23 protein-coding genes and 1 tRNA gene are annotated in these 20,244 nt (G+C 61.8%); 13 read left to right on the forward strand and 11 right to left on the reverse strand.

What is annotated here, in order from left to right; genetic code table 11:
* Positions 1-114: 114 nt before the first annotated feature.
* From CK218_RS17490 to tkt, 4 genes are all read right to left on the reverse strand, one after another.
* A complete protein-coding gene (locus CK218_RS17490; protein WP_095828386.1) occupies positions 115-1,311 on the reverse strand; it encodes a phosphoglycerate kinase in 1,197 nt (398 codons plus the stop codon).
* 102 nt (positions 1,312-1,413) lie between these two features.
* Complete coding sequence (locus CK218_RS17495) at positions 1,414-3,303, reverse strand: potassium/proton antiporter (RefSeq protein ID WP_095828387.1); 1,890 nt, start codon at positions 3,301-3,303, stop codon at positions 1,414-1,416.
* Between the two features lie 168 nt (positions 3,304-3,471).
* Positions 3,472-4,482, reverse strand: a complete 1,011-nt coding sequence (gene gap, locus CK218_RS17500) for a type I glyceraldehyde-3-phosphate dehydrogenase (protein ID WP_067002042.1) — start codon at positions 4,480-4,482, stop codon at positions 3,472-3,474.
* Positions 4,483-4,689: 207 nt separating this feature from the next.
* Positions 4,690-6,681 (reverse strand): transketolase, encoded by a 1,992-nt coding sequence (tkt, locus tag CK218_RS17505; protein ID WP_095828388.1) that lies wholly within the window; start codon positions 6,679-6,681, stop codon positions 4,690-4,692.
* A 260-nt stretch (positions 6,682-6,941) separates the two neighbouring features.
* On the opposite strand from tkt, the gene CK218_RS17510 reads away from it, so the two are divergent.
* The 3 genes from CK218_RS17510 (at position 6,942) to CK218_RS17520 (ending at position 8,434) form a co-directional block, all read left to right on the forward strand.
* On the forward strand, positions 6,942-7,214 hold the full coding sequence (locus CK218_RS17510) for a DUF4164 domain-containing protein (protein ID WP_040973690.1): 273 nt from the start codon (positions 6,942-6,944) through the stop codon (positions 7,212-7,214).
* 4 nt (positions 7,215-7,218) lie between these two features.
* Positions 7,219-7,584 carry a cell division protein ZapA gene (locus tag CK218_RS17515; RefSeq protein ID WP_067002048.1) on the forward strand — a complete coding sequence of 122 codons (366 nt, stop codon included), beginning with the start codon at positions 7,219-7,221 and terminating at the stop codon, positions 7,582-7,584.
* A 190-nt stretch (positions 7,585-7,774) separates the two neighbouring features.
* Entirely contained in the window at positions 7,775-8,434 is a 660-nt protein-coding gene (locus CK218_RS17520; protein WP_095828389.1) for a peroxiredoxin, read from the forward strand.
* 297 nt (positions 8,435-8,731) lie between these two features.
* Here the strand turns inward: CK218_RS17520 and CK218_RS17525 are convergent, their stop codons facing one another.
* The 3 genes from CK218_RS17525 to CK218_RS17535 form a co-directional block, all read right to left on the reverse strand.
* Positions 8,732-9,184: a hypothetical protein gene (locus tag CK218_RS17525; RefSeq protein ID WP_197507431.1), complete on the reverse strand. Its 453-nt coding sequence runs from the start codon at positions 9,182-9,184 to the stop codon at positions 8,732-8,734.
* A gap of 109 nt (positions 9,185-9,293) precedes the next feature.
* A complete protein-coding gene (rpoH, locus tag CK218_RS17530) occupies positions 9,294-10,205 on the reverse strand; it encodes an RNA polymerase sigma factor RpoH (RefSeq protein ID WP_067002056.1) in 912 nt (303 codons plus the stop codon).
* Positions 10,206-10,415: 210 nt separating this feature from the next.
* Positions 10,416-11,408, reverse strand: a complete 993-nt coding sequence (locus CK218_RS17535; protein ID WP_245435070.1) for an RluA family pseudouridine synthase — start codon at positions 11,406-11,408, stop codon at positions 10,416-10,418.
* A gap of 115 nt (positions 11,409-11,523) precedes the next feature.
* Between CK218_RS17535 and CK218_RS17540 the strand changes: the two genes are divergently transcribed.
* The 4 genes from CK218_RS17540 (at position 11,524) to CK218_RS17555 (ending at position 13,092) form a co-directional block, all read left to right on the forward strand.
* Positions 11,524-11,907: a fimbrial protein gene (locus CK218_RS17540; protein WP_067002059.1), complete on the forward strand. Its 384-nt coding sequence runs from the start codon at positions 11,524-11,526 to the stop codon at positions 11,905-11,907.
* Positions 11,904-12,317 carry a VOC family protein gene (locus tag CK218_RS17545; RefSeq protein ID WP_095782507.1) on the forward strand — a complete coding sequence of 138 codons (414 nt, stop codon included), beginning with the start codon at positions 11,904-11,906 and terminating at the stop codon, positions 12,315-12,317. Before CK218_RS17540 ends, CK218_RS17545 begins: the two co-directional genes overlap by 4 nt.
* Positions 12,318-12,402: 85 nt before the next feature.
* A tRNA-Glu gene (locus CK218_RS17550) sits at positions 12,403-12,477 on the forward strand.
* Between the two features lie 132 nt (positions 12,478-12,609).
* The gene (locus tag CK218_RS17555; RefSeq protein ID WP_067002065.1) at positions 12,610-13,092 is read left to right on the forward strand and encodes a pyridoxamine 5'-phosphate oxidase family protein; all 483 of its coding nucleotides are present in this window, start codon (positions 12,610-12,612) and stop codon (positions 13,090-13,092) included.
* Between the two features lie 360 nt (positions 13,093-13,452).
* Here CK218_RS17555 and CK218_RS17560 read toward each other — a convergent pair whose 3' ends face one another.
* Both CK218_RS17560 and CK218_RS17565 read right to left on the reverse strand, forming a co-directional pair.
* Positions 13,453-13,740, reverse strand: a complete 288-nt coding sequence (locus CK218_RS17560; protein WP_245307357.1) for a hypothetical protein — start codon at positions 13,738-13,740, stop codon at positions 13,453-13,455.
* A 610-nt stretch (positions 13,741-14,350) separates the two neighbouring features.
* Positions 14,351-14,803 (reverse strand): YidB family protein, encoded by a 453-nt coding sequence (locus CK218_RS17565; protein WP_067002068.1) that lies wholly within the window; start codon positions 14,801-14,803, stop codon positions 14,351-14,353.
* 419 nt (positions 14,804-15,222) lie between these two features.
* On the opposite strand from CK218_RS17565, the gene CK218_RS17570 reads away from it, so the two are divergent.
* The 3 genes from CK218_RS17570 to CK218_RS17580 all read left to right on the forward strand — a co-directional run bounded on the left by CK218_RS17570 (position 15,223) and on the right by CK218_RS17580 (position 16,999).
* Positions 15,223-15,981: a DUF4142 domain-containing protein gene (locus CK218_RS17570; protein ID WP_095828391.1), complete on the forward strand. Its 759-nt coding sequence runs from the start codon at positions 15,223-15,225 to the stop codon at positions 15,979-15,981.
* Positions 15,982-16,000: 19 nt separating this feature from the next.
* Positions 16,001-16,603: a hypothetical protein gene (locus CK218_RS17575; protein WP_095828392.1), complete on the forward strand. Its 603-nt coding sequence runs from the start codon at positions 16,001-16,003 to the stop codon at positions 16,601-16,603.
* Between the two features lie 213 nt (positions 16,604-16,816).
* Positions 16,817-16,999, forward strand: a complete 183-nt coding sequence (locus CK218_RS17580; RefSeq protein WP_067002221.1) for a hypothetical protein — start codon at positions 16,817-16,819, stop codon at positions 16,997-16,999.
* Between the two features lie 214 nt (positions 17,000-17,213).
* Here the strand turns inward: CK218_RS17580 and CK218_RS17585 are convergent, their stop codons facing one another.
* Positions 17,214-17,435 carry a hypothetical protein gene (locus CK218_RS17585; RefSeq protein WP_143749655.1) on the reverse strand — a complete coding sequence of 74 codons (222 nt, stop codon included), beginning with the start codon at positions 17,433-17,435 and terminating at the stop codon, positions 17,214-17,216.
* A gap of 319 nt (positions 17,436-17,754) precedes the next feature.
* On the opposite strand from CK218_RS17585, the gene CK218_RS17590 reads away from it, so the two are divergent.
* The 3 genes from CK218_RS17590 (at position 17,755) to CK218_RS17600 (ending at position 19,906) form a co-directional block, all read left to right on the forward strand.
* Entirely contained in the window at positions 17,755-18,336 is a 582-nt protein-coding gene (locus CK218_RS17590; RefSeq protein ID WP_067319302.1) for a VOC family protein, read from the forward strand.
* Positions 18,337-18,357: 21 nt separating this feature from the next.
* Positions 18,358-19,260 (forward strand): glutathione S-transferase family protein, encoded by a 903-nt coding sequence (locus CK218_RS17595; protein ID WP_095828394.1) that lies wholly within the window; start codon positions 18,358-18,360, stop codon positions 19,258-19,260.
* 304 nt (positions 19,261-19,564) lie between these two features.
* Positions 19,565-19,906 carry a hypothetical protein gene (locus tag CK218_RS17600; RefSeq protein WP_245435075.1) on the forward strand — a complete coding sequence of 114 codons (342 nt, stop codon included), beginning with the start codon at positions 19,565-19,567 and terminating at the stop codon, positions 19,904-19,906.
* Positions 19,907-19,995: 89 nt separating this feature from the next.
* On the opposite strand, the gene CK218_RS17605 is transcribed toward CK218_RS17600, so the two are convergent.
* On the reverse strand, positions 19,996-20,217 hold the full coding sequence (locus CK218_RS17605; RefSeq protein WP_067002082.1) for a hypothetical protein: 222 nt from the start codon (positions 20,215-20,217) through the stop codon (positions 19,996-19,998).
* Positions 20,218-20,244 lie beyond the last annotated feature (27 nt).

The following is a 20,244-nucleotide window of genomic DNA, read 5'->3' on the forward strand; positions in this document are numbered from 1 at the left end:
TAAGGTGCGTTTATTCCGCGCTAGCAGAACACTACCGCCAAAGGAATGACGCCGAAAAGCTCGAATCGATTGAAAGTCTCGATAGCGGCGTCCGTTCGGAAAGTCTTGAATGACTCAGCGCTTCAGCACCTCGACGCCCGGCAGCGGCTTGCCTTCCATCCATTCGAGGAAGGCGCCGCCGGCGGTCGAGACATAGGTGAAATCGTCGGCGACGCCGGCATGGTTGAGCGCGGCCACCGTGTCGCCGCCGCCGGCGACCGAAACCAGCTTGCCTTCCTTTGTGCGGGCTGCCGCATGCTTTGCCGCAGCCACCGTGGCGCGGTCGAAGGGTTCGATCTCGAATGCACCGAGCGGGCCGTTCCAGACCAGCGTGGCAGCGCGGTCGATCCAATCGGCGACGCTCTTCACGGTTTTCTCGCCGATATCGAGGATCATGCCGTCTGCGGGCACGTCGGAGATGGCGACGGTTTGGCTGGCGGCACCCGCCTTGAATTCCTTCGCCACGACGCCGTCGGCGGGCAGAATGATGGCGCAGCCGGCTTCGGCCGCCTCGATCATGATCTGCTTGGCGGTGGAGGCCAGGTCATGCTCGCAGAGCGATTTGCCGACATCGGTACCGCGCGCGGCGAGGAAGGTGTTGGCCATGCCGCCGCCGATTACCAGCGCGTCGACCTTCTTCACCAGGTTCATCAAAAGATCGATCTTGGTCGAGACCTTGGCGCCGCCGACGATGGCCACGACGGGCCGCACCGGATTGCCGAGACCTTGTTCCAACGCGTCGAGCTCGGCCTGCATGGTGCGGCCGGCATAGGCCGGCAGGCGGTGCGCCAGGCCTTCGGTCGACGCATGCGCGCGGTGCGCGGCGGAAAAGGCGTCGTTGACGTAGATGTCGCCATTGGCGGCGAGCTTTTCGGTGAAGGCCTGATCGTTCTTCTCCTCGGCCTTGTGGAAGCGGGTGTTTTCCAAAAGCAGGACGTCGCCATCCTTCATGGCGGCAACCGCGTCGGCGGCCTTGTCGCCGATGCAGTCGGAGGCGAAGCCGACCGGGCGGCCGAGCACTTCCGCCGTGGCGCGAGCGATCGGCTCGAGCGAGAATTCGGCCGACGGGCCGTCCTTCGGACGACCGAAATGCGCGAGCAGTATCACCCTGGCGCCTTTGCCGGAGAGCTCGGAAATGGTCGGCGCGATGCGCTCGATGCGGGTGGCGTCCGTCACCTTGCCGTCGGCGACGGGAACGTTGAGGTCGACGCGCACCAGGATGCGCTTGCCGCCAACGGCGCCGATATCGTCGAGTGTCTTGAAGCCGGCCATGGTCGTCCTTTCCGCCAAAAACGCGGCGACCTTACCCGCCACCGGGCACGATGCAAGGCCTGGGCCGCACAGCGCGCGCAAAAATGATGTCGTTGTGTGACGTCAGCTCTCGCTGGCTGATTTTGGCGCTATGGGCTTGGACGTCGTCATTTCGTCCGGCTCGCTTTGAGGAACCTTGCTTGGCGCTGGTTTGCGCCAGCCGCGGATAAAGGCGGCGATGCGGTCGGCGATCTCGCCGGCGCTCAGGAAAACCGGCACGCGCGCCACCGGCGCGGTCGGCTCGAAGGACAGGCCAAGCCCGGTGATCCGGCCCTTCTCGTCGACATCGCGTACGATCAGCTCGATCGGGCCGATCATCACGCGGTCGGCATATTCGGCCTGGCCGCCGAGCCGCTCGGTGACCAGCGCCGCGACGGTGAGCTTCTGTTCGGCCTCGGTGAGGCCGGGCCCATAGGCGGCTTCGAGCTCGGCGGCGGAGCGGGCCGGATCGACGGCAAAGGCGCCAAAGAAATCGGCATCCTCGGGGTCGACGACGGCGCGGCTGGCGAAGAGCTTGTCGAGCAAGCGCGGATAGCGGTCCGGCACGAAGATGTAGACCTGATCGCCGGCGGCGAGCCGGCCCATGTCCTGGAACCGCATGGAGCGGCCATCGCGCAGCACCAGCGAAGGCCTCGCCCAGCGCGGGATGCGTTCGCCGCGCGCCACCGGACTACCGGGGGCGACGCGATAGGCGAGCAGCTCGTGGTGGGCCGAGCCCGGCAGCTCGAGTTCGACCTTGTCGAGCGGTCCAAGCCTTGCCGGCACGATGAGGCCGAGGCGGCGCGCCAGCGGACCGACGGTCCAACCTTGCACCACCAGCGAGACCAGCACGATGATGAAGGCGACATTGAAGATGAGGCGACCGTTGGCGAGGCCGCCGAGCAGTGGCGTGATGGCAAGCAGGATCGAAACGGCGCCGCGCAACCCAACCCAAGAGACGAAAGCGACCTCCGGACGCGGCAGGCGGAACGGCATCAGGCAGAGCCAGACGGCCAAGGGCCGCGCCACGAAGATCAGGAACAGGCCGAGCAGGATCGCCGGCAGCAGGATCGCAGGGAACTGCGAGGGCGTGGCAAACAGGCCGAGGATCAAAAACATGATGATCTGCGCCAGCCACGACATGCCGTCCTGGAAGCGCTTCAGGATGGTGACGGCGCGAATGTCGGAATTGCCGGCGACGAGGCCGGCGAGATACACCGCAAGGAAGCCCGAGCCGCCGATGGCGCCGGCCGCGGCGAACACCATCAGCGACAGCGTCAGCACGAAGATCGGCAGCAGGCCATGGTCGAGGTTCAGTCGCTCGACGAGGCGCACGATCGCCAAGCCGCCGAGCACGCCGATGATGGCGCCGAGTCCCATGTTGATGACGAAGCCGATCACCAAACTGGTGGCGAGAACGTTTGCCTCGGGGTTGGCATGCGCGGCGATGATCTCGACCAAAGAGATGGTGAGGAAGATGGCGATCGGATCATTGGTGCCGGATTCAACCTCGAGCGTCGAGCGGACGCGCTCGCGCAAATGGATCTCCCCGGCGCGCAGCAGGAAGAACACCGCCGCTGCGTCGGTCGAAGCGACGGCGGCGCCGAGCAGCGAGGATTCCAGCCAGCTGAGATTGAGGAGGTAGTAGGCGGCGACGCCGAAGATGCCGGTGGTCAGGAGGACGCCGACGGTGGCCAGCGACAGCGCCGGCCCGGCCGCCTGGCGCAAGGCGTTGAGTGGCGTGCCGAAACCGGAATCGAATAGGATAATGGCCAAAGCCAACGAGCCGGCGAAATAAGCCAGCCGCGCATTGTCGAATTCGATGCCAAGGCCGTCGACGCCGGTGGCAAGGCCAATGCAGAGGAAGAGGAGCAGCAGGGGTGCGCCGAAGCGAAAGGCGATCAGGCTCGAAAAGGCGGCGGCGACAACAAGCGCTGTGCCGACCAGCGTCACGAGATAGATCGCATGCTCCATCCGGAATTGCCCCTCAAATCCGCGTCCCTCCCGCTTTACGGCAGAGTGGGGCGAAGACATGACCAGTGCAAGGCGGCAGCGTGGCTTTTTTGCCCCATGCCGCTGCGTCGAACGAAAAACGCCCGGCCGAAGCCGGGCGTTTCACACGATCAAAAAGGAAGCCTGAGGTCAGGCGATGGTCTTGCCGAAGGCGACAGCCGTGTCGCCCATGCGGTTCGAGAAGCCCCATTCGTTGTCGTACCAGGAGAGTACCGAGACGAAGTTGCCGTCCATGACCTTGGTCTGGTCGAGCGCCGCGATCGAGGAGTGCGGATCGTGGTTGAAATCGATCGAGACGTTCGGGTGATGGGTGACCGAGAGCACGCCCTTCAGCTTGCCCTTGGAGGCGGCGATCAGCGCTTCGTTGATCTCCTGCGCGGTGGTCGAGCGCTTGGCGATGAATTTGAAATCGACGACCGAGACGTTCGGGGTCGGCACGCGGATGGAGATGCCGTCGAGCTTGCCCTTGAGGTCGGGCAGCACCAGACCGATCGCCTTGGCGGCACCGGTCGAGGTCGGGATCTGCGACAGCGCCGCGGCGCGGGCCCGGTAAAGGTCCTTGTGCATGGTGTCCAGCGTCGGCTGGTCGCCGGTGTAGGAATGGATCGTCGTCATCATGCCCTTCTCGATGCCGACGGTCTCGTGCAGCACGGCGGCAAGCGGGGCCAGGCAGTTGGTGGTGCAGGACGCGTTGGAGATGACGACGTGGTCCTTGGTCAGCTTGTCGTGGTTGATGCCGTAGACGACCGTGAGATCGGCGCCTTCGGCCGGGGCCGAGACGATGACGCGCTTGGCGCCGGCGGTCAGATGCGCGGCAGCCTTGTCGCGCGCGGTGAAGATACCGGTGCATTCAAGCGCGATGTCGATGCCGAGATCTTTCCAGGGCAGCTGGGTCGGATCCTTGATGGCGGTGACCTTGAACTTCTCCTTGCCGACGGAGATCTGGTCGCCGTCGACCGTCACTTCATGCGGGAAGCGGCCATGCACGCTGTCGTAGCGGAGCAGATGCGCGTTGGTCTCTACCGGCCCGAGGTCGTTGACGGCGACGACATCGATGTCCTTGCGGCCGGATTCATGAATGGCGCGCAGGATGTTGCGGCCGATGCGGCCAAATCCGTTGATGGCAACTCTGACGGTCATGTTTCTCTCCCTGGGGACTGGAAAGTGGATGGGTCCGCTGCTTCATAGCGGCGGGCGTGCAAAGAATCCAGCCGCAGAAGCCGGAATTTAAATCGATTAGGTTGGTCCAGTCCGGCGACATCCTTTGAAGGGCTTCGCCGGACGGGGCGTTGCTTTTTGTGCAGGCCGCTCGAGATCGCTGCGCGCTTTTGAGCGACATGCGATGGCTCACTTGCCGTGCAGGCGCGCCTCCACGGCCTTCGCCGCGGCCTCGGCGGTGATGCCGAAATGCGGATAGAGCTGCTCGATCGAGCCGGAGGCGCCGAAGCCGGTCATGCCGACGAAGATGCCGTCGATACCGATCAGGTGGTCCCAGCCCTGGCGGATGCCGGCCTCGATAGCGACCTTCACCTTGGCGTTGCCGATGGTCTTCCTGCGATAGTCCTCGTCCTGCTGGTCGAACAGCTCGAAGCAGGGCACCGATACGACGCGGGTCGGATGGCCGTGTTTTTCGAGCAACTCGCGGGCGCCGAGGGCGACCTCGACCTCCGAGCCCGTGGCGAAGATCGTCACGGCCGCCTCGCCGTTTGCCGCGGCAAGCTCATAAGCGCCCGAGGCGCTGAGGTTCTTCTCGCTGTGTTCGCTGCGCACGGTCGGCAGGTTCTGGCGGGTCAGCGCGAGCGTCGAAGGCGTCTTTTCGGACTCCAACGCCAGCTGCCAACATTCCGCCGTCTCGACCGCGTCGGCCGGGCGGAAGACGTTGTGGTTCGGAATGGCGCGCAGTGCGGCCAGATGCTCGACCGGCTGGTGGGTCGGGCCGTCCTCGCCGAGGCCGATCGAGTCATGGGTCATGACGAAGATCGAGCGGATGCCCATCAGCGAGGCAAGGCGCATCGAGGGGCGGGCATAGTCGGAGAAACATAAGAAGGTGCCGCCATAGGCGATCAGGCCGCCATGCAGCGTCAACCCGTTGATGGCCGCCGCCATGCCGTGCTCGCGGATGCCGTAATGGACATAGCGCTGGCCGTAGTCGTCCGGAGTGATGTTCTTGGTCTGGCTGGTCTTGGTGTTGTTGGAGCCGGTGAGGTCGGCCGAGCCGCCGATGGTTTCGGGAACAGCGCCGTTGATCACTTCCAGCGCCATTTCCGAGGACTTGCGGGTGGCGACCTTCGGCTTGTCGGCCGAGAGCTTCTTCTTGTACTCGGCGATGACGGCGTCGAAATTGTCCGGCAGCTTGCCGGCGAGGCGGCGCTCGAATTCGCCCTTCAGCTTGGCGTCGGCCTTGGCAAGGCGGCCTTCCCAATCGGCGCGCGCCTTGGCGCCGGCGGTGCCGACGCCGCGCCAGGCGTCGAGGATGTCGGCCGGAATCTCGAAGGGCGGCGATTCCCAGTTGAAGAATTTGCGGGCGCCGGCGATTTCGTCGGCGCCGAGCGGCGAGCCATGCGCCTTGTTGGTGCCGGCCTTGGTCGGGGCGCCGAAGCCGATGGTCGTCTTGCAGGCGACCATCGTCGGCTTGTCGGAATGGCGGGCGGCTTCGATGGCATAGGCGATGGCTTCCGGATCGGTGCCGTCGATGTGGCTGGCGTTCCAGCCGCTGGCCTGGAAGCGGGCGACCTGGTCGGTGTTGTCGGCGAGCGAGACCGGGCCGTCGATCGAGATGTTGTTGTTGTCCCAGAAGACGATCAGCTTGTTGAGCTTGAGATGGCCCGCGAGCGCGATGGCTTCCTGGGAGACGCCTTCCATCAAGCAGCCGTCACCGGCCAGCACATAGGTGTAGTGGTCGACAAGGTCGTTGCCGAAGGCGGCATTCATGATGCGCTCGCCGAGCGCGAAGCCGACCGAGTTGGCGAGGCCCTGGCCGAGCGGACCGGTGGTGGTCTCGATGCCGGCGGCATGGCCGTATTCGGGATGGCCGGCGGTCCTAGATCCGAGTTGGCGGAAATTCTTAATCTGGTCGATCGTCATGTCCTCGTAGCCGGTGAGGTACAGGAGCGAATAGAGCAGCATCGAGCCGTGGCCGGCCGACAGGATGAAACGGTCGCGGTCTGCCCAGTGCGGGGCCTTGGCGTCGAATTTCAGGAAGCGGGTGAACAGCACCGTAGCGATGTCGGCGCAGCCCATGGGCAGGCCGGGGTGGCCGGAATTGGCCTTCTCGACGGCGTCCATGGAAAGAAAACGGATCGCATTGGCCATCCGATCATGTTGTTCACGCGAGGTCATGCTTCCTCCGGAATAGGGGTTGGAGCTTTGGGAGAGCCCGTGGAAAGGGTGCGCGACACATAGCAGGCGCGGCCTTTGAGTCAACAAATCGGTGCTTTTTTGCCGGCCTTGTGAAGGCGGCGGCGACGCTACATTAGCGTTAGCGGGGGACAGTCGCGAGAGCTTTATTGACGCGCGCTTCACCCGGCGCCTAATCTTTCCGAGATAACGCGTTCTGAACGCGAGCGATTCGGTGACGGGCAGGGCATAGGACGAAGGCCATGACCGGGGAAACGACCCTGAAGGAAGTCATCGCCAGGCTCGGCAAAGCCATGGAGGGACTGGAAAACGCCGTGGCGGCGCGGCTCGAGCATGAGCGCGACTATTCCGAGGCCGAGGCCGAGGTGCAGCGCATGAACGCCGACCGCTCGCGGCTGGCGCAGGAGCTCGACAATTCCGAGGCCCGCGCCGAACGGCTGGAAGATGCCAACAAGGAAGTGTCGCGCCGGCTGGTGACCGCCATGGAAACCATTCGCGCGGTACTGGACAGGTAAGCCAATGGCACAGGTCACCGTTTCCATCGACGGCAAGCAGTACCGGATGGCTTGCGACGAGGGCCAAGAAGAGCATCTGATCGACCTCGCCGAGCGCTTCGACCGGTATGTCATGCATTTGAAGGATTCGTTCGGCGAGATCGGCGACCAGCGGCTGACCGTCATGGCCGGCATCATGGTGATGGATGAGCTTTCGGAGCTCAACAAGCGGGTCAAGGGCATGGAGAGCGAGGTGCTGACGCTGCGCAAGACGCGCGACGAGGCGCTGACCAAGGCCGACAAGAGCGACAGCGTGCTGACGACCGCGCTCGCGGCACTTGCGCAGCGCATGGAAGACCTTGCGACGACGCTGGCGGTGAAGAAGGCTTAAGCCGCCAATCCCCTGCGTCCGCTATGGAAATTCTGCTGTCTTTTCCAGGAAAAGCAGAAATTTTTCCATCGTTCCGATCACGCTTGCAGACACAAGCCTTTTGAACCGTTCCTTCCGGCGGTATAGAAGCTGACACGCGCCGATGGGGTTAGCCCAGGCCGGCGCCATGTCACAGGGTAGGGAGCACGCGATGAGCCTTCGTATCAACGATATCGCGCCGGATTTCACGGCCGAGACTACGCAAGGGACGATCAATTTCCATCAATGGATCGGTGACGGCTGGGCAGTGCTCTTCAGCCATCCGAAGAACTTCACGCCGGTTTGCACGACCGAGCTCGGCACGATGGCCGGGCTCGAGGGCGAATTCAAAAAGCGAAACGTCAAGATCATCGGCATTTCCGTCGATCCGGTGTCGAGCCACGACAAATGGCAGGCCGACATCAAGACAGCTACCGGCCAGACGGTGAACTATCCGCTGATCGGCGACAAGGATCTCGCCGTCGCCAAGCTTTACGAGATGCTGCCGGCGGGCGCCGGCGAGAGCTCTGAAGGGCGCACGCCGGCCGACAACGCCACGGTGCGCTCGGTCTACGTGATCGGCCCGGACAAGAAGATCAAGCTGGTGCTGACCTATCCGATGACCACCGGCCGCAACTTCGATGAGATCCTGCGCGTCATCGATTCCATCCAGCTGACGGCCAAGCACCAGGTGGCGACGCCGGCAAACTGGAAGCAGGGCGAGGACGTGATCATCACCGCCGCCGTCTCCAACGAGGACGCGATCAAGCGCTTCGGCGCCTACGAGACGGTGTTGCCGTATCTGCGCAAGACCAAGCAGCCGACAGGGTGAGCTTTCCTTCTCCCCGTCCCACAGGGAGAAGGTGCCCGAAAGGCGGATGAGGGGCGGCGCGGCGTTCGATAGATGAGCGCCAAGCTGCTCGGAGATTTTTGCTGAGCAATCAACCTTGCAGCGTCGGCGCTGCCCCTCATTGTCCTGCCGGACATTTCTCCCCGTATCGTGACGGGGAGAAAGGGCTTGTTTCGCCGCCTTCGCCAATCGCAGGCGTTGGAACGTATTGTCGGACCGCAAAAGTGCGAAGCCGGAGGTCGACGAGTTAATATACCAATTCTGACTGCTCGCGTACGATCAACGCGTCGATGAAGGGTCGTCTGAAAACTTTTTGTTTGGGTAATAGCGCTTCTTCTGCCGTTTTAGCTGATAGAACAGTGTTCCGTGTATACCATTAACTTCGGTTTTTCTTTGTAAACCTCTACTTAAACTTTCTTGAACCTGCTTCGCCCTTTTGCTCCCAACGCGCTTAAAGAAATCCTCAATGAACTCGATATCCTGACCATTCGGAAAAATTAACTCAAAATCTTCATCTGAAACTGCATAGATATTGTACGCGGTGTTGTCGGCGCCATCGATTAACTGAACATTTTTCATTGACGCATCGCTCTGCACATGTGTCTGCTCGTTCAGAGCGCTAAATTTCCTACGCCGATACCTGTCGTAATACGGATAGCAACATTTGCCAAGGCTTTGGCGGTGCAACTCGCAAACGTGCCAAATTCTCTTCTTGTCTTGGCGGGAAGACATTTGCATCTGCCTTTGCGAAGCTTGCCAAATCGCAGGTGTTGCAACGTTAAAAAACGGCGGCGCCAGATCCCGGCGCCGCCGTTTTGTCTTTGCGTAATGCCTCGAGCTTTTACGCCGCCGGCTGCGCTTCGATGGTGCGCAGCGCCTGATTTTGACGCTTGGCCGCGGCCTTGACCGCGTCCTGCACCTTCTCGAAGGCGCGCACCTCGATCTGGCGCACGCGCTCGCGGCTGATGTCGAACTCGGCCGACAGCTCTTCCAGCGTCAGCGGCTCTTCGGCCAGACGACGCGCCTCGAAGATGCGCCGCTCGCGGTCGTTGAGCACCGACAGCGCGCCCGACAGCATCGAGCGCCGGTTTTCCAGCTCGTCCTGCTCGATCAGCATCTCCTCCTGGCTTTCGTGGTCGTCGACCAGCCAGTCCTGCCATTCGCCGGACTCACCTTCGCTCGCCCTGATGGGGGCATTGAGCGAAGCGTCGCCCGACAGGCGACGGTTCATCGATACCACTTCGGCCTCGGAAACGTTGAGACGCGTGGCGATCTCGGCGATCTGGTCGGGCTTGAGGTCGCCGTCGTCGAGCGCCTGAATCCGGCCCTTCACCTTGCGCAGGTTGAAGAACAGGCGCTTCTGGTTGGCGGTGGTGCCCATCTTGACCAGGCTCCACGAGCGCAGGATGTATTCCTGGATCGAGGCCTTGATCCACCACATAGCGTAGGTGGCGAGCCGGAAGCCGCGCTCCGGTTCGAATTTCTTGACAGCCTGCATGAGGCCGACATTGCCTTCCGAGATCACCTCGCCGATCGGCAGGCCGTAGCCGCGATAGCCCATGGCAATCTTGGCGACGAGCCGCAAATGGCTGGTGACGAGCTTGTGCGCGGCGGAAGTGTCCTGATGCTCGGCATAACGCTTGGCGAGCATGTACTCTTCCTGGGGCTGAAGCATCGGAAAGCGACGGATTTCTTCCAGGTAGCGGGCGAGACCGCCTTCACCGGAAACGATACTGGGTAGTGACTGGGCCATGATAGCGCCCCCTCTCTATTGGAGTGATGCCCCCGTAACGCGGCGGGCATGTGACGCGAATGCCAATCGGCTCACTCGCGGCAACTGCTGTATATAGGAACAAAACCAGAAAGGACAGGCATTTGTTCAACACGAAACAGTGTGTCACGCTGAAGTGAACAACGCCAGTCAGGTTTTTTGATGGCTGGTTTGAAGCGTCTTGATGGCGGTTCAGAGCATTCGAAAGCCGCCGACAAGTTCCTCCATGTCCCTCGGCATCGGCGCCTCGAACCGCATCGGTAGATGGGTGGTCGGGTGTCGGAATTCAAGGAGCGAGGCATGGAGCGCCTGCCTGGAAAATGCCTTGACCTCGCCTTTCAGCGGTTCCGGCAGCCGGTTGGCCTTGGTGCGGAAGGCCTGGCCGTACTCCGGATCGCCGACCACCGGATGACCGATATGCGCCATATGCACCCTGATCTGGTGCGTGCGGCCGGTCTCGAGGCGGCATTCGATCAGACTTGCGGTGGTGAATTCCTTCTGCCGCCCGCCGAAACGCTCGACGACGGTGAAATGGGTGACGGCATGCCGGGCGTCGTCCCGGCCTTCGGGAACCACCGCGCGCCGCACCCGGTCGGCGGCGCGGCCGAGCGCGGCCTCGACGGTGCCGGTCGGCCGCTGCGGAATGCCCCAGACCAGCGCCAGATAGGCGCGTTCGAGGTCGCCCGTCCGGCCATGATCGGCGAAGGCCTCGGACAGTGCCTTGTGGGCGCGGTCGGTCTTGGCCACCACCATGACGCCGCTGGTTTCCTTGTCCAGCCGGTGGACGATGCCCGGTCGCCTGACGCCGCCGATGCCGGAAAGACTGTCGCCGCAATGATGGATCAGCGCGTTGACCAGTGTGCCGGTCCAGTTGCCGGCGCCGGGATGCACAACCAGCCCCGCCGGCTTGTTGACGACGATCAGCTCGTCGTCCTCGTAAAGGATGTCGAGAGGAATGGCCTCGCCTTGCGGCTCGGCAGGCTCCGGCTGCGGCATGATGACCGCGACACGCTCGCCCGGCGCCATCTTGCGCTTTGCCTCTTCGACCGGCTTGCCGGCGATCGTAACCGCACCCTGCTTGATGAGGGCCTGCACGCGGCTGCGTGAGATCTCCGGGCCGAGCTGGGCGGTGAGCCACTGGTCGAGGCGCTGGCCTGCGGCATCGGCGCCGGTTTCCAGCTCCACCGCTCCATCCAACTCATCGCCCGGCAATTCATCCTGTCTCAAAATCGGGGCCCTATCAAAATCGAGGTCTCTTCGCTATGAGCGCTCATCGAAACCCGTTGCGGATTGTTTAGTCATGGCCCGGCCGATCGCCGAAGAAGATGAGGAGAAGCCGCTCGACCCTGCGGCCGAAAAAGTGCGCCGGAAGCTCATCCGCTTCATGATCGTCAATCTCGGTCTTCTGTTCCTCGCCCTTATGGTGGTGATCGGAGCCCTTGTCTACAAAGCCCGCAATGCGCCCGGCGCCGGATCGGTGCATGCCGGCGATGTCCAGGCTCCGGCCGGCGCGCCCCTCTCCGGCGATATCGTGCTGCCGGTCGGCGCCAAGGTCGTCAGTCAGGCACTGTCCGGCAACCGCCTGTCGATCGATGCCGAGCTCGCCGACGGCAGCCGTTCCATCTTTCTCTACGACATTGCCGAGCGCCGCGTCATCGGCCAGTTCGCGATTCGCAATAAATGAGCGGCTTTGCCGATAACCGCAGCATTGCGACCGTGGCGCTCGTCGTCGAAAACTATGACGAGGCGATAGCCTGGTATGTCGAGCGGCTTGGCTTTGTGTTGAGCGAGGACGTCGACCTCGGCGGCGGCAAGCGCTGGGTGACGGTCACGCCGGCAAACAGGCAGGGCGCGCGGCTGCTCTTGGCGGCAGCCTCCGGCGAGAGGCAGGCAAGCCGCATCGGTGACCAGACCGGCGGCCGGGTGTTTCTTTTTCTCGAAACGGACGACTTCGCCCGCGACCATCAGGCGATGCTTGGCAGGGGCGTCGAATTCCGCGAGGCGCCGCGCTTCGAGCCCTATGGCACGGTGGCAGTGTTTGTCGATCTCTACGGCAATCTCTGGGATCTGATCGAGCCGAAACGGCAGGGTTGACGAGGGCAGTCCGCAAAGTCTGCGAACAGTCCGAAACCCCAGTTGCTTTTTTCCGGCCTTCATCCTATGTAGCCGGTTCTTGAGCGCGCCCATCGTCTAGCGGTCAGGACACCGCCCTCTCACGGCGGGAACAGGGGTTCGATTCCCCTTGGGCGTACCATTGATTCCAATGATTTAGCTGCTTTGAACGACGACGCGTCGAATAGCGATCGAGAAGCCTTAGCCAGGCAATGCGCGAAGGAACACACAGCACCGTCGGCCGTTTGCCTTTCTTTCAGTGAAAGGATGAGACATGCCGACACCCGCTGAGCTCGAAGCGAAATTCTGGAAAGCACTGAAATCTGACATGACGATGATGATCGGCCTCGACGGCTCCAACATCATCCCTCGGCCCATGACGGCACAACTGGAGAAGGACGATACCGGTCCGATCTGGTTTTTCACGGCGAAAGACACGGAGCTTCCGATGGGCCTTTCCGGCGGCGACCAGGCAACGGCCACGTTCGTCTCCAAGGGACATGACCTCTTCGCAACGGTGCAGGGCAAGCTTCGCGTCGACAATGATCGGGCTGTGATCGATCGGCTCTGGAACCCCTATGTCGAAGCATGGTTCGAGGGCGGCAAAGACGATCCGAAACTCACGCTGTTGCGCTTCGATCCGGACCGAGCCGAAATCTGGCTCGATGCGTCGAGCGTGGTTTCGGGCATCAAGATGCTGCTCGGATATGACCCGAAGCAGGAATACAAGGATAATGTCGCCAAGGTCGACCTTTAGGGGCCGGTCGCGACAGGCTGTCGACCGCGTAATTTCTGCTTGATTCTCGGTTGATGCGGCAAAGGCCTCCAGCCTGGAATGCAACCACGCATCCACTCTATGGGCTCGCGACCAGAATGAACCGCGCCAGTTTGCGGCGGCAATGCGTTACGCACCGGGATGGAAGATAGGCGCACGAATCCGCCACTGGCGCGCGCCTGGCGTTATACTCGACGTTATCGGAGCGGCGCTTTTTTGCCCCTGGGCTTTGAAGCCCCTGTTTCCCCGCTGTCCCATGAGAGGAAGGCGCTGCGCTATTTCCCGGTAAGAAACGGCGTGGCTCAGTCATGCGATAGCGTCTAGGCACCGATTCCGCCTTGGCTACCATCCCAATTGGATTATCTGGGAAAGATCGGCGATGTCGCCATAGATCATCGAGCCTTTGACGAGAAAACACTTGCCATGCAAGACCTCGGACAGTGAGCTCGACGCGGTGCAAACCGGCAAAACTTTATGGCCATTGGCTTCGGTCGGGCCGATGCTGATGACGAGGAAAGCAATCGCAACGAGAGTCGTTCTGCTCATATCCAACCCCTCAAGCCTACTAGCTGCCAGGGCTGCAAAACCGGTTGCCTCCTCAAAGTAGCATCGGGCAATGATGGGATTCATCGTATCGATTGGAGAAGCGGCTCATCTATCTGCCGTAGGCGCAAAGACGGATTAGCCCCCGCCTGTTCAGTGGCCTCCACCATGCAGGCTAACGCTTCTTTGTTTCCCAGCCGAACTACAACGCCTCGAATTGCCCACCACCAAGGCGCTTGAATTCCGAACTTCTTCAAAGCGTTCAGGAGCTTCACGACGTGCATCTATCGCGCTTGCTGAAAAAGGCGGCGCGGAACAGTGCAGCCTAAAGATGGGGGCGCCCGGCCTGTGGCATATCGGGGGACCTAGGGCAGACAGGCCGGGCCTTTTACCCCATGTGGGCAAGGGGCGAGTCTGTACTATGCGCCACCTTTCGACGGCTGACATCAGAACTTTAGGCGTAGCTAATAAACACCGTCGCGACTAGTGAGCGCAAGCGTCGGGCCTTTGGCTGCCACCGCGGCTACACCCTGAAGGGCTTGACCGCTCAAGGTCAGCAGGCTCCCTAACGGAAGCGGCTACCCGCTCGTCTGCGAAAGCGGGATGAGTTGCGCCATGACTGTTGCAAGTCCTCGCGCTTCTCAAGACAGGCTTTTCGCAAACGCTCACGGACTTGTAGTGTGACCTTGCGGCGCCATCAACGCTGTGGTGGCACCGGATCGAGCAGGGTGACATCGTCGGGCCCTGCGGGTGGCAGTTCGCCATTGGGCGTCAGCTTGTTGACCGCCTCGGGCAAGTCCCTGGTTATCCTGGCTATCAGCTCATCGCGGGACAAGCCGGTCTGCATTGAAAGAGAAGCCAGTGTTTCATCGTCTATTGCTGCCTCGACATCTTTCGGCTCGATCGGCTGGTTGGGTCCGCTACTAACCCAAGAATCCACCTTGGAACCGGCTCCCGCATTTCTGAAGCGGTCGACAATATCCCCAAGCGCCGTCCCCGATACCCCTTTGGACAGCTGATCCAAGATCCCTCCCTGCAGACTATTTGGATCGCGATTTCCCGCGCCACGGAGCAGCTCTCCGATCTTGTCGCGATTTTGGTAGGCGAGAATGCCCAATATGGCGACAGCCAGTCTTCCCAGGTTTGCCATTGATTGCCTCCCAGCAATTACAAGGGAAGAGCCGGTGATCACAAAGGTTCCGTCTAACGTGAAAAGTTTGCCGAGAGGCCAGCAAGCGAGGTCATCTTGCAATCAACAGGCTGGATCACGAGCCGCTTGATTTAGACGCATAAAGTCCTGGACGAAGGCCGCTCGGAAAGCCGCAAAAATCTCCGGTGGCACCCCCTTCAACCTGCTTGCCACTGGCGACAAGCCATACTGAAAGAATCCTGCTGGCCGCGATCCCTATTGGCTTTTGTTCAGGAGCGTGGCGGGACCGAAAACCCGGCAGCCGGGTCCTAGGGAAAGAATGCCGGTACTCCTCGGCTAAATCAAACCGCGCTCGGAACAAAGGTGTCGGACGCTTGTTGGGTTTGCAGCACGATCTGTGCCCAACCAGGAATCTCTCCATGAAAAATCGCCATTTATTGGTTGCGCTGACCACAGCCGCCGCCATCACATTTGCAGTGCCTGTCCTTGCCGCCGACGATGCCCAGGGGTTCGTCGATAAGGCTGCCAATGGGGGCATGTTCGAGGTCGAGTCGAGTAAGATCGCCCAAGCCAAAGCCCAAGATCAGGCGGTCAAAGACTTCGCCCAAAAGATGATCGACGATCATGGGGCGGCCAATGCAAAACTCGAAACGATTGCCGGCGAGCAGAAGCTCAAAGTGCCCGCTGAGACGGATGCCAAGCACAAGAGCGACCTCGACGCCCTTCAGAACGGCAAGGATCCGGTCGAAAAGACCTATGTGCAGATGCAGCGTGATGCGCACGCGGATGCCGTGGAGCTGTTCGAGAACTACGCCAAGGATGGCGACAATCCCCAGCTCAAGGCGTTCGCATCGGAGACCTTGCCCACACTCAAAATGCATAAGGAAATGATCGAGAAGATCGCTTCCACCATGGACGATGAAACCGGCACGACGACGAGTTCGACAACTCCCGCCGTCACCACGACCGACACAAAAAATCCGGCTGCTCCGGTGCCAGGCGCCAATAGCTTCACCGAAGACCAGGCCAAGAGCCGGATCCAGGATGCCGGCTTCTCGGATGTCTCAGCGCTAACCAAGGACGATCAAGGCATCTGGCGCGGTCAGGCCACCAAGGACGGAAAGAAGACAACCGTGGCGCTCGATTATCAAGGCAACGTCGTTGCCGGCAGCAACTGAAACGGATTGGAGTTCAACCATGAGAACCGTGACCGGACTATTTGACAATTATGAGGACGCTTCCGATGCCGTCGGTGAACTCGAAGCCATCGGCGTTCCGCATTCCGACATCAGCATCGTCGCCAATAACTCGACCGGCTGGTACCAAGATGATCGCTCGAATGCCGCCGAAGATGCGGCTGGCGGCGCCGGTGTGGGCGCCCTCATTGGCGGCGCCGGCGGGTTGCTGACGGGGCTTGGGATCATGGCTATCCCAGGCGTGGGCCCTGTTGTCGCCGCAGGGTGGCTCGCCGCTACCGCTGCAGGCGCATTGGGGGGCGCAGTTGTCGGCGGGGCTGCCGGGGGCATCGTCGGAGCCCTTACCGACTCCGGGGTCCCGGAAAGGGATGCTCATGTCTACGCCGAAGGTGTGCGCCGCGGCGGGACGTTGGTCACGGCCAGGGTCGACGACGCGTTGGCCGGCGAAGCCGAGAGCATCCTCGGCCAATCAAGATCAGTGAACTTGGAAGATCGCCGCAGTGCCTACGAAGCGGACGGTTGGAGGAGCTTTGACGCTGGCGCCGAAAACTACACCGCCGACGAGATCGAACGCGATCGAGCGCGCTACGCAAATCGCGTTTGACCATATCGTCCCCAGGCGAAGGGCTTGGGGGCTTCACGCTCTGGCGCGTAGACAGCGCCTCCATGCCCGGAGCAACGCAGCTCGGTCCATCCGCTCAATAAAGTTCTCTGCGGCCTCGACGCGCGAGCCAGCTGTGATGCGGGGAGTGAAAAGTGATTTTGCGGCGCGCAACGCGCGGGTTACGCTATGTCACTTGCCAAAAGGAGGATGATGATGAAAGCCTTCCTCGGAACGATCTTAGCGCTGGGCCTGTCCGTCTCTGCAGCATCAGCCAATTGCCCGGCACACGCGAAGGATCAAGCCTCAGTCGACGCGCAGCAGACGGCGAGTGTTGACAAGTCCGACACGTCAACATCGACGGAAATCAAGAAAGAAACCCCGGCGAAGTCGGAGTAGTGCTTCTTCTTCTAAGGTAGAATGAGATTTCAAGAGTGTCCGCGCTGCGGGCCCGAAATCCGGTTACCATGATGAGTCATGCTGCGCGAGGACAGCGTGAACGTCGTCGCTATCGCTGAGACGCTTCGCTGATCGGCGACGTGAAAGCGTAGCGGCGTAGCCATTTCCGGCGTCCTCAAGGACGTCTACAAATAAGGCTTCCAAGCGTCCAAGTCTAAATGCCGGCTCGGGTCCGCTCACGAGACGCTCTCTCCAACAACAGCGACAGCTGATGCAGGTGGATCGATTGGGCGTCTTCAAGCAACTGCAGAAAGCTGGACGCCTTGCCTCCGGCCACCGACGGCGCTTTAGCGCAGCGATGCGCGCGCGCTCGGCGCTTGAGGTGCTGTTCGGCCTGCAGAACATGGCGTTTCGCCATTTGGATGTCGTCGGCCAAGGCCATGGTTGTAAAGAGGGGTGTCGGGCAGGCGGTTCCGCTGACCCGGCCGGCCATCGAGCATGGTGCAAAGAGAGCCTTGTGCATCCTCCTTGCGGCCGGCGATGACCTGCTGGTGCGATGCTGTGTCGCCGCTTCTGGCGCAACGCGTCGGATTGAATTAGCATCCGATAATCAAAGTTTCGGCCGCGATCCAGCAGGACGCGAAAATGCGGAACCCAGCGGAGCGGAGCCGTGCGGCGGTCGCCTGCCGGGCGCCGATCTAAGGCTGCCTGGCCGTGTCGTCCGGCGGCAGGCGCGGCGGGGCCGGGAGGAGCCAATGCAAAAACTGCAGTCGCAAGGCGTCCATCACATCACGCTGGTCGGCGCCGATCGCCAGACCTCCATCGATTTCTGGGAAGGCGTGCTCGGCATGCCATTCATCTTCGAGCAGCCCAATCTCGACAAAGCGAGCGAAAGCCATCTCTATTTCGACCCGGGCGATGGCCGGCTGATCACGGTCTTCACCGACGAGAGCCGCAGCCCGGTCAAGCGGCGCACACCGACCGATACGGGCTGTGTCCACCACATCGCGTTCTCGGTGTCGCGCGTGACGTTCCTGCAGGCAGTCGGCCGGCTCGACGAGCGCGCCATCAAGCACAGCGGCGTAAAGGATCGCGGCTTTATGGATTCGATCTATTTCGAGGATCCGCTTGGGCTGCTGATCGAGCTTGCCTCCTACCGGTTCGAGCCGCCCGCGGGCTTCAGCCATGCCGACGTGCTGATGGCGGCGCACAAGATCCGCGTTGCGCGCGGCGACTACAATATCGCCGAGGCGCACCTTGCCGACGCCATCCAGGCGCTGGTCGAGCGATCGCGCGAAACATTGTCCGAGAACCGGGCGGCGAAGAATCCATACTGAACAGGTCAGAGGGAGGACCAGATGGCAAAGGCTGCAACGAAAGGAACGAACGAAGCCGCCGCCAAGCCGGCAGCGAAGATGGCAAAGCCGGCGGCAAAGGTGACTGCCGCCAAGATGTCGGCCAAAGCAGTCAAGCCGGCCGCAAAAGCCGCGCCTAAAGCGACGGCGAAAGCGGCGCCTAAAGCAACGGCAAAGGCAGCACTTAAAGCCAAGGCGAAACCGGCGAAGAAGCCCGCGGTCAAGCTCAGCATGCTTAGGCCCAGCGTCAACAACATGACGGTCCGGGTGTTCACGCGAGCGGCCGGGCTCGACCATGCCGAGACCGACGCCTGGGGCCTGACGCGCACGCCAGAATTCCTGGCGCGGAACCCGGCGCATCTGACTCCGATGATCGAGGACAAAGGACTTCCCAGAGGCGTGCTTTGGGAAAGCTGCGCAATCATGCAGTACCTCGCCAACAAGCATGGGCTGGACAAGTTCTATCCGAAGGCGCCGGCCAAGCGGGCGATGGTCGACAGCGCCATGTTCTACCTGGTCGGAACGCTCTATCCCTATGTGGCCAGGGCCACTTATCCGGCACTTGGCTTTCCGCAATATGCCGGCGAGGTCGGCCACAGCGATGCCCATCCCGACAAGAAATCGGAGGCGCAAAAGGCTGCCATCGCCGCAATCGCCGAGCCGCTGGAGGTCTTTCATAGTTTCTTCAGGGACGGCAAGCCTTTCATCGGCGGCAACAACCCGTCGATCGCCGACATCCGTCTGGCGGCGACACTGGAGTTTCTGGCGGTCATCGACTATGCGCTGCCTAACTGGGCGAAGGACTATATGGCTGCGATCGAGAAGAAGCTCGGCAAGGCCTATGCTGAGCCGGCCGGCGACGTGCGCGGCTACATCGCCCATGTGAAGGCTCAGGCCACGGCTTAAGAAATGCGCGAGGTTTAGGGTTTCGTTAACCAGACCCTTGTCTAGTGTCCCGGTCCTCGCTGCGACCACGGATGTACTGGCGCGATTGCCGAGGAGAAGGAAAGGTCGGCTCAGCGCCGGCCTTTTTGCTTTTCCGCCGGCGCGCCAGCGTCACGGCAGCATGATTTTGTCGGTTTGCCGGCGCGGTTGAAATTCTATTGTCATCCGCGTCGTTGATCGTACCATGCGAACGGGCGAAAGCGGCGAGGACAGAGCCATGAGAAGCACGGCTAGACTTTCAGCGATCGCAGGCGCGCTGCTGGCGATGCCTTTTCCGGCAGATGCCGCATCGCTCAACACGATGAACGAGGTCGGCGCCGCGCTGCAGGCGTGCTGGACGCCGCCGGCCGAAGCCGGAACTGCCTCGGTCACCTTGAGCTTCAGCTTCAGGCGCGACGGCACGCTGATCGGCCCGCCGAAGCCAACGGCCATCAAGGTCAACGGCGATGACAAGGCGCGTCAGGCCTATGTCGACGCGGCGACCGTCGCCCTGCGGAACTGCCTGCCGCTCAGCTTTTCGCCGGAGCTTGCCAAAGGAATTCCCGGGAAGATCTTTACGCTTCAGTTCAATTCGCCGAAGGACAACGCCAAAGCAATTCAGCAGTAGAACTGCCAAGTTGCCCAGTTTCGCCTTCGCCGATTTCCAATAGAAAACACGGCTATGCTTTCTAAGAGGCGCTTTGCTGCTGGACAGCGCTACGCCGGATTGCGCCCGCGGCGGGCATTGGCGTGTTTTTCCAGTTGCGGCATCTCGAAGACATAGTCGCTCCAGGCCGATTCCGGAATTTGTCCGGCCAGATAGCATTCCAGCAATAGATTTTGCTCGGGTGTCAGACGCCTCGGGGCCCGCTCGTGATCCAGTCCAAGCGAATGGATCAGGTTTCTCGTCAGGCCTGAGACGGTGAAATGAACAGACATCTTCGCTCCCCTTCGTGCTGCGCCGAT

The organism is Mesorhizobium sp. WSM3879, assembly GCF_002294915.1.
Lineage (GTDB): Bacteria > Pseudomonadota > Alphaproteobacteria > Rhizobiales > Rhizobiaceae > Mesorhizobium.